The organism is Kordia antarctica (genome assembly GCF_009901525.1).
Lineage (GTDB): Bacteria > Bacteroidota > Bacteroidia > Flavobacteriales > Flavobacteriaceae > Kordia > Kordia antarctica.
In genome coordinates this window covers 1063477-1078875 of record NZ_CP019288.1, presented here as the reverse complement: position 1 = coordinate 1078875, position 15399 = coordinate 1063477, and the positions used below count along the sequence as shown (strand labels likewise).

The following is a 15399-nucleotide window of genomic DNA, read 5'->3' as shown; positions in this document are numbered from 1 at the left end:
ATTAATTTTGTTGTTTTTATAGGCTTGTGCAACGGTTACCGGTGTTGGCAACTGTAATTTCTCGGTCAAATATTAATTCCGTTCTAGCATTCAATTCTGTTGTTTTAAATTCAATATTCGTTTTTCCGTTTTCAGATTTCATTGATATAAATTCCGAAATAGTACTTATTACGGAATATTTATCATTTTTCTCTGTTGTATTATAAACTATCCGAAATGGTTCCTCAAGCATATCATAATAAGCTCCTTGGTCTTTCAATTCAGCCGAATCGAATGGGAAAACGTAAAGAGAATCGTTCGTAACAGCTACGTGCGCTTTATTAAATTTGAATTCAATTCGTTCAGTTCCGTAATTTTTTAATAATTCGATAAAAGTTGGTCTTTTTCCATTGAACTTGCAATTCAGTTCAGGATAGAAATTCAATAGTTTATTCTCTATCGATTTGTGAATTTCATTCCACGATTTTTTTGTTTGATAATTAAATGTTCCAAAAACGAACAGTTGAAAAAATGAGGAGATTGTTCCGAAAATTCCTTTCCTTTTTCTACGTGTTTTGAATTCCGATTTTAGAAATTCAAACAGATTTATATTTTCGAAGTTCGGATTTTTCATTATTGTTGCCAACGACTTGGTATAAGAATAGTGCGCCAAGAAAAAGAAGTCACTTTTCATAACCTAACATCGTAGCGCATTATTTTTATACGGTGTAACCGTTGCACAAGCCTATAAAAACAACAAAATTAATATAAAAAAAGCCCTTTTAAGGGCTTTTTTAGGTTTTTAGTAAGTGTACATTTGAATAATTTACATGGCTTAAAATAGTTGCTATGAAGTTTTGAGTTGCTTTTAGTTCTGAAAAAATAGCATTGCCTATTTTGGCTGCACTTTTTGCCATTTTTGTAACGAACTTTAGGTATTTCTTCAGATTATAAGCAATAGCAGCCATATGCATTACTTTATTTGCTTGCTTTATTCCTAAAGTATTGATCTTTCTGAGTCCCATATATTCCTTTAGTGTACCAAATACTGGTTCTACTGTGCTTTGACGTTTCCTCTTCATATAACGTCCTTGATTGCTATGGACTCTAGCAATGTTTCGTTCATATTCTTCCACATAATAGGTTATCGTAATACGCTTTTCTTGACTCTTCTTTAAACAAGTGCTTCTTAGTGGACAACCGATGCATACTTTTTTTGAGGCACGATATTCTTTCTTTTTATTGTTATTTACTCCTTCATAAAATACCTTTTTAAAAGGAATAATCTTTCCTTGTGGACACACATAATGATCCGATTCTTTGTCATATATAAAATCATCTGGACCACCTTTGTAAGTACCATGCGGTGGAATGTAACTTTTTAAACCTTGAGATTCTAAAAAGGCATAGTTCTCGCCGCTACTATACCCAGTATCTGCCACTAGATTTTCCCATAATAATCCTCCTTTTCGCAAACGTCTTTGAGTTCTAATAGTTATATCTTGCAAATACTGATTGTCTCTCTTATCAGCATGATATGCCTTAATATCGCTAATCACATGATGTGCGGTGTCTACACTGAGTTGACTCATGTAATTGAGCTTTCTTGCTTTGCCAGGTTTTACACTAATGCGAGCATCAGGATCTGTGGGACTGTAATGCGTTTTGTTACTGGTATACCGACTTCCTTTATTGCCTGCGCCTGGTCGCCTATCTTGATCCTTTGCCCATTTCTTGTTCCTTGATGTGATAGCTTTGAGTTCCTGATCGTTAGCAGTAATAACCTGTTGTTCTTTACTTGCCTTGTTTTGAACTTGACGATCTCGGTAACTCTGAACCCGAACTTTGGATAAATGTGCGTCCAATTCTTCTTCAGGAACTTTTAACTCCAAGCTATCCATCGAAGCATTCGCTTTTATTGGTGCAGAATCGATTGCTTGTGTGTGACCGCTTACCATTCCTTTGTCTACACAAAGCATGAAAACTCGTGTAAAAACTTCTTCAAATATTGATTCAGGGAATAATTGTCGCGTTCTACTTATCGTACTATGCCATGGAAGTTCTTCATCAATATCATACCCCAGAAAATACAAAATATCCAAGCGTAAACTACAATGCTGAATCAACTTACGATCACTAATAATATTTTCTAAATAACCAACCAAACATAGTTTGAAGAACACAACAGGATCAATGCTTTTTTGTCCGCTACTTCCGTAATAGATTTTTGTTAGTTCATACAAATACGTTAAATCTAACTCAGAAGATAAACGACGATAAAAATTTTCTTTTGGAATCCGATCACTTAGTTGAAAATTGTTGAATAGTTTTTCTTGATAGATTTTTTTGCCTTGCATATATCAAGATACGAAATTTATCAATACCTTAGGCTTGTGCAACAGGCACCGGTGTTGTGCGTAGTGCTTTTATCCTTTCACGAAAGATTTTTCTAAAATTTTAGATATTTCCTCTTCAAGATTAATTCTCTTAAATGCTTCCATTACATCTTGGAAACTTAAAGTTCCGTCAGTTGAACTTCGTCCATTTTTCGAACTCGGTGTTCCAGAAAGTGTAATAAGTCTTCTTCCTCCTTCAGCACTAATTTGTACGTTTATTTCAGTTATGAAATGTTCAAAATTTGGAACTATTTGAATTTTTGAAAAATAACTATTTGCTTGCAACATTTCAGGTGAATCAGAGTAATTCAGATGAAACCTATCTCCGAGTTTTTTGTCAATTGCTTTTAATTCCGGAATTACAACATTTTCATAATACTCTTTGAATTCAGCAAGATAATTTTCATCATCTGCTTTTTGTTTTTCTTTCGCTAATGCTTCTCGCGTTTTTGCATCTGACTTTCTTTTATTGTTTTCGTCAAAGTCACTTAAAAATTTTTCTATGCTCATAATTTTATCTTTTAATTTTTCAATTTGCACAATGCTTCTCGCATTACGCACAACGGGTTTGTGTATGGAAAGTTGCGTTTTTGTGCGCGAGGATTTTCCGAAGGAAAATCAGACGTAACAAAAGTGCAACGACCATTAATTAAGTACTAATGTAGCAATTTTTTATACACGTTGTTGTGGTATCGTTTTTTTAGAATATCCAATCGAATACAGTTGCTATTCCGATTATTATTAAAATTCCGATTCCAGCTAAAATTCCAAAAAACAGAAAACCAAATAATTTTTCATTAAAAGTCTTCTTGTAGTCCTTATCCTTGCTTTTGAAATTGTTAGTTCTTGGTAAGAAATTAGGAATACGATTCGTTTTCTTTTTACTGTCAGATTCTAATTCAGATAACTTTTTTTTGGCAAATTCAGAGAGTTTAGTTTTATCTCCGCGAAATTTGATTTCTTGTAAAATTTGACAACCCGAATAATTTACAGATTTTTCATAGATTTCCACACTTTTTTTAATTCGGTCATTAGTAGGTTCAGTCAAAATCCAATATTTTCCTGCAGCATCTAAAAATCCACTTTCATAATACAATTCAGCGAGTTGATTCCACAATTCAGTTTCATTTGGGTTTTCATTAATAAGATTTCGTAGTCTATCAGAAGATTTAAATTTTAACCCTTTGTCAATATCTGATTGTATTTTTACTAATTTTTCTTTCAAATCAAGAACTCTGTTTTAAATGTACCACAACGGTTAGTATATGAAAAGTAGGCGATTTCGAAGCACGAAACTTTCGGTAAAGCACAAAACTTGATACGAGCCACAAGCCTTGATATTATTACTGTTTCGCCTATTTTTTATATACATTGTTAGCCGTTCGTTGTTTTTTGTCAGTTCGTTTCCGCAATTTCTTTTAGTGATTTCAAAATTGGATTTTCTTCGCCTTGTTCTTCTTCTTGTATTGCATTTGGTCTATTGTCTTCTTGAATAATTTCAAGTTTAGTTTTTCCATTGTTGTTGGTCAAAACATAGTTCATCACAAAATAATTTTCGGGTTTGTCTTCAAGGTCTGGTCTTGGTGCGAACAAACTATATTTTATCAATTCGTTTTGTCGCATTTCTAAAACCTTTCCCCATTGCTTAAATGTTTGTCCTTCCCATTCGGTAATAAATTTTATGTCACTATTAACTTTCCAAGTTGTTTGTAATTCGCTACCAAATTGCCAAAGTTTTACGAATTCAGGTTTTGTCAGAACGTCCCAAACTTTTTGGACTGTTGCGTTAATTGTGATTTTTGAAATATTAGTTGCCATATTATAGTTTGTCTGAAATGTTGATTAATTCGTTAGTTGTTTTCCAATTTCTTGTTGTTGCAGTAACTTTTAATTTACTTTCAAAAAAACTATTTGTCAGTTTTGAATTACTGTAACTGTTTGGGCAATAAAGATAAACTGATTTTTCAAAAATTTGAAATTCGTCTTGTTGATATTGACCACTTATTATTTTATCTAAATTTTCTTTTGTTGGTATGTCCGATAAGAAAGTAACGTGTAAAAATGAAATATCTTTTGAAGTGTCTTTGAGAAATGGGTTTTGATTTACGATTTCTTTCAATTCGTTTATTTCTTTCACTAAAACAGGAACTTGGAATTCAAATCTTTTGGTAATTTCCATTTCAATTCTGTCAGCAAGTTTTTTGTTGTCTACTTGCTTAAATTGAAATACTACGTTTCCACTTTGGATATAAGTCTTTACATTTTCAAAGCCAAGGTCTGAATACAATTGTCGTAAAGCGTCCATTTTTATCCTTCGGTGTCCGCTCACATTTATTCCCCTTAATATTGAAATGTATGTCTTCATTTTTCGTCTGTCAATTATTTGTAGAGTGTCGTTTTGCAATGACGGCTAACGTGTTTGTATATGGTTTGTTGCGTGGTTTAGCACGTAATTTAGCAAATAAAAACCGAATAGAAAATCCGCGAGGATTTTCGTAAGTAGGCAATGACCAAGCAATAAATTATATACGGTGTTGTGGTGCGTTATTATATAATTTTACAACACTTCTAAATTCGAAATATTTGTATTCGTTATCGATAATTCTTTTATAAATTTTAGGCTTGTCTTTAAATAATTTCAGATATTTTTCTTTTTTGTCAACTGCTATAAATTCCTTGAAGTCTTTAGTTAAGTAACTCTGTCTTTTTTTTAAATCACGATACATTGAAATTTCCCCCTCAATTATTTGAACAAGGTGTTTTATCTTGTTTTTAATTTGAACATTTTTATATGTTCTATCATTAATTTTAAACTCAATTAATTCTTTAGGTTCATAACTTGATTCTGTTCCACTTTTTGAAATGAAATTGACTTTGTCACTCAAAACAAATCTTCTGTTCATTTTTATTGAACCAAAAATTGTATCTTTTTCTTTCTTAATTACATAACCTTTAGCATATCCGCTTTTTAATGTTGTATCTATACGTTTTTCAAAGTCAGATTTATTTTCGATTGAGATATTCGCTAAATCAACAAGTAACTCTATGTCCTCAAATGTATAATTGTTATTTTTAATGAGTTGATACAGAGTGTTTTCTTTTCCCAAGATCTGATAAAAACTCCATTTGAAATTTGAAGAATAAAATCCCAATTGACCAGCACCTTGTATGTTTCCAAATATATTGCTTATGAATCCACTTCCTTTAATGTTCGTATCAACATTAATAGGATAAATTTTGTCATTGTATTCTAGAAAAACTTGTCTTACATAATTCAAAGTAAATCTCGATTTTAAATGAGATTCTTTATAATATGATACTTTGCCTTTTTTTACTTCTAAAAGAAATTCTGGAATACTTGTTTTGATTGAAGAGAACTTAAAATCACCTCGCTTAAAGAACTTAGCTTGATTTGCTTTAAATTTCTTTTTTCCGTCTTTGGTCTTAACATAAACTGTTATGTTGGTTTTCCATTCAACTTTTCCATATATAGTATCGTTTTCGTTTGTCACTAAATAATCTTGTGAAAAACAAAAGGTCGAAAAAAGTCCAAATATTAATGCAATTATTTTTATCAAACCTTTATTCATAAATTCTTAAATTTTCAATTTGAAGTGGTTTTTCTCTAATGCACCACAACTAGTTATATCAAAACAAATATACTTGTTTTTCAGTTACTATTACGGGATAACAGAACTTTTGAGTTACTATTTCCCGATTCTTTTATTTTTGTAATCGTACAATTAGTCTTAAAAATTAAGCTACTGCTAAAACTATAAAAATCCTACGTAAAGTGAAAATCAATAATAGTTTTTTAAACTTATTATTCAAACATCAGTACTTTAGGACATTGATGCACTGTGTAAACTTCAATATTTCTAAGCAGTTTATATTGATAATTCACGTATTTAAGTATCTTTGGGAACACTATAAATTATAAGGGTTTTACTCTGTTTAATCTATTCGTTTGCTAGGAAATATAGAAAAACATATTGCTGAGAATCTACCGTTTCTAAAAGACACGAAACTACTAATCGCTATTAGTGGCGGATTGGACAGCGTTGTGTTGGCAAATTTGTTTCACAAACTTGATTTCTCCATAGCGTTTGCACATTGTAATTTTCAATTGCGCGGCGAAGAAAGTGAGGAAGATGAAGTTTTTGTAAAAGCTTTCGCGAAGAAACTCAACGTTGAAATTTACACAAAGAAATTCAACACAGAAACCTACGCAAACGCACAAAAAAAATCTATTCAAATGGCAGCGCGTTCGTTGCGATACGAGTGGTTTCAAACCATTGCAAAAGCAAATGTATATGATTATATTCTAACAGCACATCATACCGATGATGCATTGGAAACGTTCTTAATAAATCTGTCACGAGGCACAGGAATTGATGGTTTAACAGGAATTCCTGAGCGAAACGGAAACATAGTTCGTCCGCTGTTGCCTTTCACGCGAAGTGAAATTAAACAACACGCAGAAACGAATAATTTACTCTGGCGAGAAGATAGCAGTAACGCTTCTACTAAATATTTACGAAATAAGATTCGACACGATATTATGCCGTTGTTACGAGAATTGCATCCAACTTTTACCGAGAACTTTCAATTAACGCAAGAACATTTACGCGAAAGCAAAATCATCATCAATAAAAGTATAAAAAAACTGCGTAAAAAGGTTGTTGAGAAAGTTGCTGACGGAAGTTATAAGATTGAAATCAAGAAGCTACAAAAACATGCAAATTCAAAAGCATATGTATACGAATTGTTTCGAAAATACGGCTTTACCGAGTGGAATGATATTGTATCTTTGTTAGCTGGACAAAGTGGAAAGCAATTGTTTTCAACAACCTACAGATTGATTAAAGATAGAGATCATTTATTATTGCAAAATCGCAATAATACCAAAAAAAATGGCGAAGTTATACAAATAAACGATTCGGAAGCAAGCATACAAACACCAATTCGGTTGCACATTGAAGAAGTAACACACGTAACTGATAGAGAGAAGAATGTTCTTTATGTTGATAAAGAGTTGTTAAAGTTTCCTTTAATCGTACGAAAATGGCAAAATGGTGACTATTTTTATCCCGTTGGAATGAAAGGGAAGAAAAAACTAAGCAAATACTTCAAAGATGAAAAGTATTCGTTGCTAGATAAAGAAAATCAATGGTTGCTTTGCAGCGAAGAAAATATCATATGGATTATTGGAAAACGTTCTGATAATCGATACAAATTAACCCAACAAACGAACACAATTATTAAGTTTACATTGCAATGAAAAAACTAATTACGCTATTACTCTTATGTGTGTCCAGTTTTGCTGTACATGCACAAATGGACGAGCCTGTTACATGGACTTCGGAAATTGAAAAAGTTTCAGACACAGAATTCAATCTAATTTACAAAGCAGAAATTGCCGACAAATGGCATTTGTATTCTCAGTATTTAACGGAGAATAGTGGATTTCCAACGGAATTTATGTACGATTCCATTCAGCAAATTAATGATTTCAAATTGGTTGGAAAAAATACAGAAAGTGAAGGAATTACGAAGTTTGACAAAGTATTTCAAGCCGAACTTACGTATTTTGAAGGAACAGCCACATTTACACAAAAAATTGAAATTACAAATACTGATGTAACTTCTATCACTTCCGACGTTATTTATCAAAGTTGTGATGATGAAAAATGTGTTTTGGGTGAAGAAGAATTTACGTTTGAGATTCCTGGAAACGCTACTACTGAAAGCCCTTTTGGTGGACAATCACAAATATTAGAGCCAGTAAAGTGGAAAGCTTCTGTAAATAAACTTTCAGACGACGAATATGAAATTGTTATGAAAGCCAGTATTGAAGATACATGGCATCTATATTCGCAACGTAGTTATGGAGATTTAGGACCATATCCAACAGAATTTACCTTTCCAAATGCTGGAAAAACGTATGATTTAGTTGGTAAAGTAAAAGAATCACCTACGAAAGATGTGTTTGATAAAGTCTTTCAAATGGACATTTCTTTCTATGAAAAAGAAGCCACATTTACACAAAAAATAAAGCTTAAAGATAAAAAAACAAAAATCATCAATGCAGAAGTCGTATACATGGTTTGCGATGACGAAAAGTGTTTGCCGCCAACTGGTGTTGATTTTGTAATTGCATTAGATAATTCAACAATTGTTCCGACAAAAAGTGCTGAATTAACCGAAAAAGATATATTATTATCGAAAGAATTAGATTTAGGAATCACTGGAAAAGAAGAGTTTAAAGATGATACAGAAATTTCAGAAAAAAGTAATTTCGCTATTTTCTTTTTAGGATTTTTAGGAGGATTAATCGCATTGTTAACACCTTGTGTATTTCCAATGATTCCACTAACGGTTTCATTCTTTACAAAAAGTGGTGCAAACTCACAAAAAGGATTGTTCAACTCTATGTTGTACGGTTTCTTTATATTCTTAGTATATTTCTTATTAAGTTTACCATTCCACGTATTGGATTCACTTGATCCAGAAATACTAAATAATGTCTCTACAAATGCCACATTGAACGTCATATTCTTTATCGTATTTGTAGTATTTGCATTTTCATTCTTTGGATATTTTGAACTCACACTTCCAGCTTCTTGGAGTAACTCATTAGATTCAAAAGCAAACAATATTGGAGGAATTGTCGGAATATTTTTAATGGCAATGGTATTAGTAATTGTTTCTTTCTCGTGTACAGGCCCAATTTTAGGAGCTTTATTAGGAAGTACAACACTTGCCGCAGGCGATCCCGCAATGAAATTAACAATGGGAATGAGTGGATTTGGTTTGGCATTAGCCTTACCATTTACACTATTTGCAATGTTTCCAAAATGGTTAAACTCATTGCCAAAATCAGGCGGTTGGTTAAACTCAGTAAAAGTTGTTTTAGGATTTTTAGAACTTGGATTGGCGTTAAAATTCTTGTCAAACGCAGATTTAGTTTCACATTGGGGATTGTTAAAAAGAGAAGTTTTTATTGGAATTTGGGTACTTTTAGGAATTGGTTTGACATTATATTTATTTGGAAAGCTAAAATTTCCGCATGATAGTCCAATCAAAAAACTAAGCTTTAGTAGAATTTCTTTAGGAATCTTAATCTTTGCATTTGTAATTTATCTGATTCCTGGATTGACAAATACAAAATATGCTAATTTGAAACTACTAAGTGGTTTTCCGCCACCATTATTCTATAGTCTTTACGATCAAGAACATGGCGATTGTCCGCTTGGATTACCATGTTACAAAGACTTAGAAGAAGGAATTGCTGTCGCCAAAGCAGAAAATAAACCAATTATGTTAGACTTTACAGGTTGGGCTTGTGTGAATTGCAGAAAAATGGAAGAGCAAGTATGGAGTCAGCCAGAAGTATTCAATATTTTACAAGAAGAATATATCTTAATTTCTCTCTATGTAGATGATCGTAAACCATTGCCTGAAGATAAAAAGTTCCGATTTGATAAAGGAAATGGAAACATTAAAAAAATCAAAACCTACGGAGATAAAATGGCAACATTACAAACGTTGAATTTCAATAACAATTCACAGCCATATTACGTATTAATATCTCCAAATATGGAAATGTTACAAAAACCAGTTGGGTACACACCAGATGCGGAAGAATATGCAGATTGGTTGCAAATTGGAATTGAGAATTTTAAAAATAAAAGTAAATAAACCAACCAATATTTATGAAAAACATGCTAAAATATGTAACTATAATTGCACTTTTTGTAAGCTTTACAGCTTGTGAAGAAGAAAAAACAGCAACTGAAAAAACACACACAGAAGCGGAAGTCACAGAACATTCTAAACAACTGAATGATTGGTTTCAGGAACAATTTAAGCTTGACTTAAAAGATTCTCCGCAAATGCAAACACGTATCGGCGATAAAACCGATTATGGAAAATGGGACGATATTTCGGCTACCGCGGACGAAACAGCACTTCAAAAAGCAAAAGATCGATCAAAATGGCTCAATGAAAATGTTGAAGAAGCAATGTTGGACGAATCTACAGCGTTGAGTTTCAAACTCTACAAACAACAAGTAGACAATCAAATCAGTGATTACAAATACCGTTTGCACAATTATCCGTTGAATCAAATGCACGGAATGCAAGCTGAAATTCCTGCGTTTTTGGTCAACATGCATCAAATCAAAGATAAAAGTGACGCAGAAGCGTACATCTCACGTTTAAACGGTTTAAACAAATTATTCACACAGTTGGAAGGAAACTTGAAAGAACTTCAAAATGCAGGCATTATGCCGCCCAAATTCGTGTTTGACCATGTTATTAGCGATTCGAAAAACATCATCAAAGGAAAACCATTTGACAATAGTAAAAAAAACAGTACGCTTTGGGATGATTTTAAAACTAAAATTGCGGATTTAGACTTAGAAGATAAAGATCGAAAAGAGTTAGAAGAATCAGCAAAAAAAGCATTGTTAAACTCTGTAAAACCTGCATATAGTTCTTTAATTGTATTACTAAAAGAACAAAAACAAAGTGCCACAGATGAAGATGGCGCATGGAAATTTCCGAACGGAACGGAATTTTACAACATTGCTTTGGCGCGAACTACAACAACTGACATGACGTCTGATGAAATTCACGAACTTGGTTTGGCAGAAGTTGCTCGGATTCACGATGAAATGAAAGTCATCAAAAATAAAGTTGGTTTCAAAGGTTCATTACAGGAATTTTTCGTGTTCATGAAAAATGACAAACAATTCTATTATCCAGCTACAGCGGAAGGAAAAATAGCATACATGGACAAAGCTACGGAACTCATTAGCACGATGAAATCACGCTTGGACGAATTATTTATCACAAAGCCAAAAGCAGATATTCAGGTAAAAGCCGTGGAAGCTTTCCGTGAAAAATCTGCTGGAAAAGCATTCTACCAACGACCTTCGTTAGATGGTTCGCGCCCAGGAACGTACTACGCAAACATGTACACAATGGAAGCAATGCCAAGTTATCAAATGGAAGCGTTGGCGTATCACGAAGGAATTCCGGGACATCACATGCAAATTGCCATTGCGCAAGAATTAGAAAATGTACCAATGTTCAGAAAATTAGGTGGTTACACAGCGTATATTGAAGGTTGGGGATTGTATTCTGAGTTCATTCCGAAAGAAATGGGCTTTTACAGCGATCCATATTCAGACTTCGGACGTTTGGCAATGGAACTTTGGCGCGCATGTCGTTTGGTCGTTGACACGGGAATTCACACACGCAAATGGACACGACAAGAAGGAATTGATTATTACGTGGCAAATACGCCAAATGCAAAATCGGACGCTGTAAAAATGGTAGAACGTCACATTGTAATGCCAAGTCAGGCAACGGCGTATAAAGTTGGAATGAACAAAATCATTGAACTCAGAAAAAACGCCAAAGAAAAATTAGGGGAAAAGTTTGACATTCGTGAATTTCATGAAGTTGTATTAAGCAACGGAGCAGTTCCGCTAAACGTTTTAAGCGATTTAGTTGACGAATGGATTGCTAGTAAAAAGTAAGTTATATTTTATAAAATAACGTGAGTTTGACAAAAGTTTGCGTAAGTAAAATTTTGAACATATTCTTAAAAGAAGTGCTAAGTATTTGATTTTCATTTTGTTATTTTCGTTTTCTTTGTTCGCACAAAGAATACTGAATCAAGTTCAGCACAGGCGTCAACAAAAGAAAGTGCGCTTTTCCAGAGGTATTTTTAGTTTTTCTTTTAAGGAAAAACTAAAACCGCATGAATTTTTCTAAATTTTCTCCAAGAATTCGAAAATTCTTAACGAAAAATTCCTGCTATACTGCGGAAAAGACAAAAAACCACTCTGAATTTTATATCGAACTCAGGTAAAAATAGAAAAAACGAGTATTGAAAAGTGCTCGTTTTTTTTATGTTTAATTTTCCCTAATCCCTAATCCCTAATCCCTAATCCCTAATCCCTAATCCCAAAACCTCTTTTCCCACTTCCGTGAGAAGGTTCTCGTTGCGATTTACAGTTTGTGATACAATACAAACTTATAGATTTTCAATCACAATTCTTTCCAATAGAATACGGTTTGAAGCTACTCAGCAAAAAAGACTAATAGAGGAAGGAGAGAAGCTTTATTCAGTAGAAAACACACTATATAATCTCAAAAAAAGACATAAAAAAAGCGGATAACAAGTGTATCCGCTTTTGATATATTATAAAAGTTAAATAAAAAAATTATCTAACAACTAGTTTCTTTGTAGTTGAAGCTGTATCAGAAATTAATTTTACGAAATAAACTCCAGCTCTAAGATTCAAACTAAGTTCTTTATCTTGAGAAACTCCACTTAGTGAATGAGTTCCTACTGTACGACCATTAATGTCTGTAATAATAGCTTGTTGTAACGCAATACCAGAATTTTTGATAGTCACATTTCCGCTTGTTGGGTTTGGATAAAGTTCTACACTGTTTTCTAAGTTAGTTTCTTCAACACTTAAAACCATTGCAGCTTCTACAACAATATCGTCAAACAACATTTCTTCTTGTGGACCTTGAGAGTCAAAAAGTACACGTACAATCATAGAAGAACCACTACCAGCTATAGTCCTAGTTATCTCTCTTGAAGTCTGATCAAGTATAACATCATTTGCATCTACATTGATACCATCCATTCCTACATCTTCATAGTAATTATTAGTAGCTGACGAACCTCCAGTATTTATAACCGTTGTATAGCCAGAACCGTCAATAGATACTTGTACTTGTAAAAAATCACCGCTTTCATATCTAACTCCATCACTACCTCTAGCTGCAGAAAGACGTATTTTGAGAGTGATGCCACTTGCACCAGTAATGTTTATTGCATCAGTATCAATATGGTGTTGACCAAAAAAACCTGCACCATCATGATCTTCAAAAGCAATAACATTGCCCGTAAATCCTGTAACCGTGTTTCCTAAACCTGCACTTAAGCTTGCAATAGTTGCTCTTGTGATATAGTCACTACCATTAACTGCAAAGCCAACAGCAGTATTACCTGAATTGTACAATTGATAAGTATCAAAATCAGGACCTTCAAAGTCTTGAGTATATAATACTACTTGAGAATGAACAAAAGCACTTGAAATCATCATAAATGATAATAGGAGTACTTTAGTAACGTAATTTTTTTTCATAGTTTTGTAGTTTAATTTTACCACTAAGGTAAGTATATTTTTTTATTTTTGGGAAATTCTCAAAAAATGTATTTAGAAATTATTTTCCGAGTTAAGTATAAGTAATATAGACTTTAACTCGGAAAATATATGAATTTATATTAGTTTCTAGAAGGGAAAGTACCTTGTAAAGCAATAATATAATTAATTCCTAAGAAAGGATTTCTACTGTTAAAAGGTTGTTGACCTCCTGTATTACTGAGCGTTACACTTCCTGCAGCTAAATTTGTATTGGGAGCACCTTCTACAAAAATTTCTGATTTTCCAATCGAAGCACCAGTTCCAGGAACATCATCATCTGCAGCTACATTAGAAACACTAATTGATCCAGAGTGCGTATGGTTTGGTAAGTTTGTAACATTTAGAGTTATAGTTTCTAAACCGCCTCTTTGACCTAATTTAATATCAGAAAGTCCTGGGCCACGTCCTTGACTAAGTGGAGTTCTACCTCTTAAATCAGGTAAAGCAAACGAAGTTCTTCCGTCACCACCGTAGGTAGTTCCTAAAAGAGAAAACAATGCTTGATATGCATTTATGGATAGCAATTGTCCGTCGCAAAATGCCCAACCTCTTGGTGCAAAATTTCCTCCAAACATTACAATTTCCGCTAAAAATGGATTCATAATATATATTTTTTAAATTAATTAATTTCGATTTATAAAAAAACTAAAACGATTAGTTTCTTGATGGAAAAACTCCAAATAAGCAAATGATATAGTTGATTCCTTCAAATGGGTTTCTCATATAAAATTGTTGCTGTCCACCTGTTGGTAATGCAGTAACACTTCCATTAGCTAGTGCTGTATTAGGAGCACCTTCTACAAAGATTTCTGATGCACCAATAGATGCACCTGTTCCAGGTACGTCATCATCCGCAGCTACACTAGAAACTTTTATAGCTCCACTGTGTGTGTGACTTGGCATTTCTAAAACATTTAATGTATGATATTCAGAACCACCTCTTTGTCCTAATTTAATAGTTGAAAGTCCTGGTCCTGTTCCTGGGTGAATAGCAGCTCTTCCTCGTAAGTCAGGTAAAGCAAACGTAGTTCTTCCGTCTCCGCCATACGTTGTTCCTAAAATAGAAAATAACGCAGTGTTTTGCGAGATAGCTAATAATTGTCCGTTGCAGAATGACCAAGATCTTGGTGCAAAGTTTCCTCCGAACATAACGATTTCTCCGATAAATGGATCCATAAATAATATAGTTTATAAGGTTAAAAGAATAAAGATAGCATTTTTATGTCAAATACTAGTAACCAAAAGTATAGCTATCTATTGAAAGTTCTATTGGTTAAATCACGCTAAATGAAAAACAGGTAGAAGTACGTAATTATAAATAGAAATTATTTTTTTAAGTAAGAAATGTAGAAAATAGCATCATATAATTTACTATTTTTAACCAAACTAACTACAAAATTTTAAATTATTATGGCAGTAAACACTATTTGTTTAGATACAGCAGTTGCTTGGACAACGGCATGGAGAGCACAAGACGGTTCTTTTAAAGATCACAAAGACTTAAAAGCATTTATGATTCCGCATGAAGACCTTCAAGAGGTTTTAGCAGAACCAAATGTTGTTAATGTAAGAGCATACATAGGTATTGACGTAGCGAACGATAATGCACCACATTTAATTATTGTTGGTATAAATGAAGCTGGAGAAGATATTATATATGCAGCAGCAGGAGAAGGTTGTGATGATGAAGATGGGACAGTAAATACTGGATTATATGATTTTTCAGATCCATGCCCAAATACATGTGATACTACAAGTCCCTTATATGGACCACAGAAAGGTTAATT

Annotated in this window: 14 protein-coding genes; 4 read left to right on the top strand and 10 right to left on the bottom strand. The window is 33.1% G+C overall.

Annotation, left to right across the window (positions count from 1 at the left end; genetic code table 11):
• Positions 1-16 precede the first annotated feature (16 nt).
• The 7 genes from IMCC3317_RS04180 to IMCC3317_RS04150 form a co-directional block, all read right to left on the bottom strand.
• The gene (locus IMCC3317_RS04180) at positions 17-673 is read right to left on the bottom strand and encodes a hypothetical protein (protein WP_160128254.1); all 657 of its coding nucleotides are present in this window, start codon (positions 671-673) and stop codon (positions 17-19) included.
• A 100-nt stretch (positions 674-773) separates the two neighbouring features.
• A complete protein-coding gene (locus tag IMCC3317_RS04175; protein ID WP_160128253.1) occupies positions 774-2336 on the bottom strand; it encodes an IS1182 family transposase in 1563 nt (520 codons plus the stop codon).
• Positions 2337-2405: 69 nt separating this feature from the next.
• Positions 2406-2885: a hypothetical protein gene (locus IMCC3317_RS04170; protein WP_160128252.1), complete on the bottom strand. Its 480-nt coding sequence runs from the start codon at positions 2883-2885 to the stop codon at positions 2406-2408.
• Positions 2886-3075: 190 nt separating this feature from the next.
• Complete coding sequence (locus tag IMCC3317_RS04165) at positions 3076-3600, bottom strand: DUF6584 family protein (RefSeq protein WP_160128251.1); 525 nt, start codon at positions 3598-3600, stop codon at positions 3076-3078.
• 170 nt (positions 3601-3770) lie between these two features.
• On the bottom strand, positions 3771-4193 hold the full coding sequence (locus IMCC3317_RS04160; RefSeq protein WP_160128250.1) for an SRPBCC family protein: 423 nt from the start codon (positions 4191-4193) through the stop codon (positions 3771-3773).
• 1 nt (position 4194) lies between these two features.
• Positions 4195-4740, bottom strand: a complete 546-nt coding sequence (locus tag IMCC3317_RS04155; protein WP_160128249.1) for a DUF1697 domain-containing protein — start codon at positions 4738-4740, stop codon at positions 4195-4197.
• 157 nt (positions 4741-4897) lie between these two features.
• The gene (locus IMCC3317_RS04150) at positions 4898-5965 is read right to left on the bottom strand and encodes a hypothetical protein (protein ID WP_160128248.1); all 1068 of its coding nucleotides are present in this window, start codon (positions 5963-5965) and stop codon (positions 4898-4900) included.
• A gap of 377 nt (positions 5966-6342) precedes the next feature.
• Here IMCC3317_RS04150 and tilS point away from each other — a divergent pair, with 377 nt between their 5' ends.
• The 3 genes from tilS to IMCC3317_RS04135 are packed head-to-tail and all read left to right on the top strand — an operon-like array spanning position 6343 to position 11923.
• Complete coding sequence (gene tilS / locus IMCC3317_RS04145; protein WP_160128247.1) at positions 6343-7656, top strand: tRNA lysidine(34) synthetase TilS; 1314 nt, start codon at positions 6343-6345, stop codon at positions 7654-7656.
• The gene (locus tag IMCC3317_RS04140) at positions 7653-10076 is read left to right on the top strand and encodes a protein-disulfide reductase DsbD family protein (protein WP_160128246.1); all 2424 of its coding nucleotides are present in this window, start codon (positions 7653-7655) and stop codon (positions 10074-10076) included. The genes tilS and IMCC3317_RS04140 overlap by 4 nt, the downstream gene beginning before the upstream one ends.
• A 14-nt stretch (positions 10077-10090) precedes the next feature.
• Entirely contained in the window at positions 10091-11923 is a 1833-nt protein-coding gene (locus IMCC3317_RS04135) for a DUF885 domain-containing protein (protein ID WP_160128245.1), read from the top strand.
• 690 nt (positions 11924-12613) lie between these two features.
• Here IMCC3317_RS04135 and IMCC3317_RS04130 read toward each other — a convergent pair.
• The 3 genes from IMCC3317_RS04130 to IMCC3317_RS04120 all read right to left on the bottom strand — a co-directional run bounded on the left by IMCC3317_RS04130 (position 12614) and on the right by IMCC3317_RS04120 (position 14788).
• The gene (locus tag IMCC3317_RS04130; protein ID WP_160128244.1) at positions 12614-13552 is read right to left on the bottom strand and encodes a T9SS type A sorting domain-containing protein; all 939 of its coding nucleotides are present in this window, start codon (positions 13550-13552) and stop codon (positions 12614-12616) included.
• 140 nt (positions 13553-13692) lie between these two features.
• On the bottom strand, positions 13693-14214 hold the full coding sequence (locus IMCC3317_RS04125) for a phage tail protein (protein WP_160128243.1): 522 nt from the start codon (positions 14212-14214) through the stop codon (positions 13693-13695).
• Positions 14215-14266: 52 nt separating this feature from the next.
• On the bottom strand, positions 14267-14788 hold the full coding sequence (locus IMCC3317_RS04120) for a phage tail protein (RefSeq protein WP_160128242.1): 522 nt from the start codon (positions 14786-14788) through the stop codon (positions 14267-14269).
• Between the two features lie 234 nt (positions 14789-15022).
• On the opposite strand from IMCC3317_RS04120, the gene IMCC3317_RS04115 reads away from it, so the two are divergent.
• A complete protein-coding gene (locus tag IMCC3317_RS04115) occupies positions 15023-15397 on the top strand; it encodes a hypothetical protein (RefSeq protein ID WP_160128241.1) in 375 nt (124 codons plus the stop codon).
• The last annotated feature ends 2 nt before the right edge of the window (positions 15398-15399 follow it).

Bases quoted from the DNA above. Each gene is read 5' to 3' on its own strand.
- IMCC3317_RS04180 (WP_160128254.1), bottom strand. From the start codon at position 673: ATGAAAAGTGACTTCTTTTTCTTGGCGCACTATTCTTATACCAAGTCG.
- IMCC3317_RS04175 (WP_160128253.1), bottom strand. From the start codon at position 2,336: ATGCAAGGCAAAAAAATCTATCAAGAAAAACTATTCAACAATTTTCAA.
- IMCC3317_RS04170 (WP_160128252.1), bottom strand. From the start codon at position 2,885: ATGAGCATAGAAAAATTTTTAAGTGACTTTGACGAAAACAATAAAAGA.
- IMCC3317_RS04160 (WP_160128250.1), bottom strand. From the start codon at position 4,193: ATGGCAACTAATATTTCAAAAATCACAATTAACGCAACAGTCCAAAAA.
- IMCC3317_RS04155 (WP_160128249.1), bottom strand. From the start codon at position 4,740: ATGAAGACATACATTTCAATATTAAGGGGAATAAATGTGAGCGGACAC.
- IMCC3317_RS04150 (WP_160128248.1), bottom strand. From the start codon at position 5,965: ATGAATAAAGGTTTGATAAAAATAATTGCATTAATATTTGGACTTTTT.
- IMCC3317_RS04140 (WP_160128246.1), top strand. From the start codon at position 7,653: ATGAAAAAACTAATTACGCTATTACTCTTATGTGTGTCCAGTTTTGCT.
- IMCC3317_RS04135 (WP_160128245.1), top strand. From the start codon at position 10,091: ATGAAAAACATGCTAAAATATGTAACTATAATTGCACTTTTTGTAAGC.
- IMCC3317_RS04130 (WP_160128244.1), bottom strand. From the start codon at position 13,552: ATGAAAAAAAATTACGTTACTAAAGTACTCCTATTATCATTTATGATG.
- IMCC3317_RS04125 (WP_160128243.1), bottom strand. From the start codon at position 14,214: ATGAATCCATTTTTAGCGGAAATTGTAATGTTTGGAGGAAATTTTGCA.
- IMCC3317_RS04120 (WP_160128242.1), bottom strand. From the start codon at position 14,788: ATGGATCCATTTATCGGAGAAATCGTTATGTTCGGAGGAAACTTTGCA.
- IMCC3317_RS04115 (WP_160128241.1), top strand. From the start codon at position 15,023: ATGGCAGTAAACACTATTTGTTTAGATACAGCAGTTGCTTGGACAACG.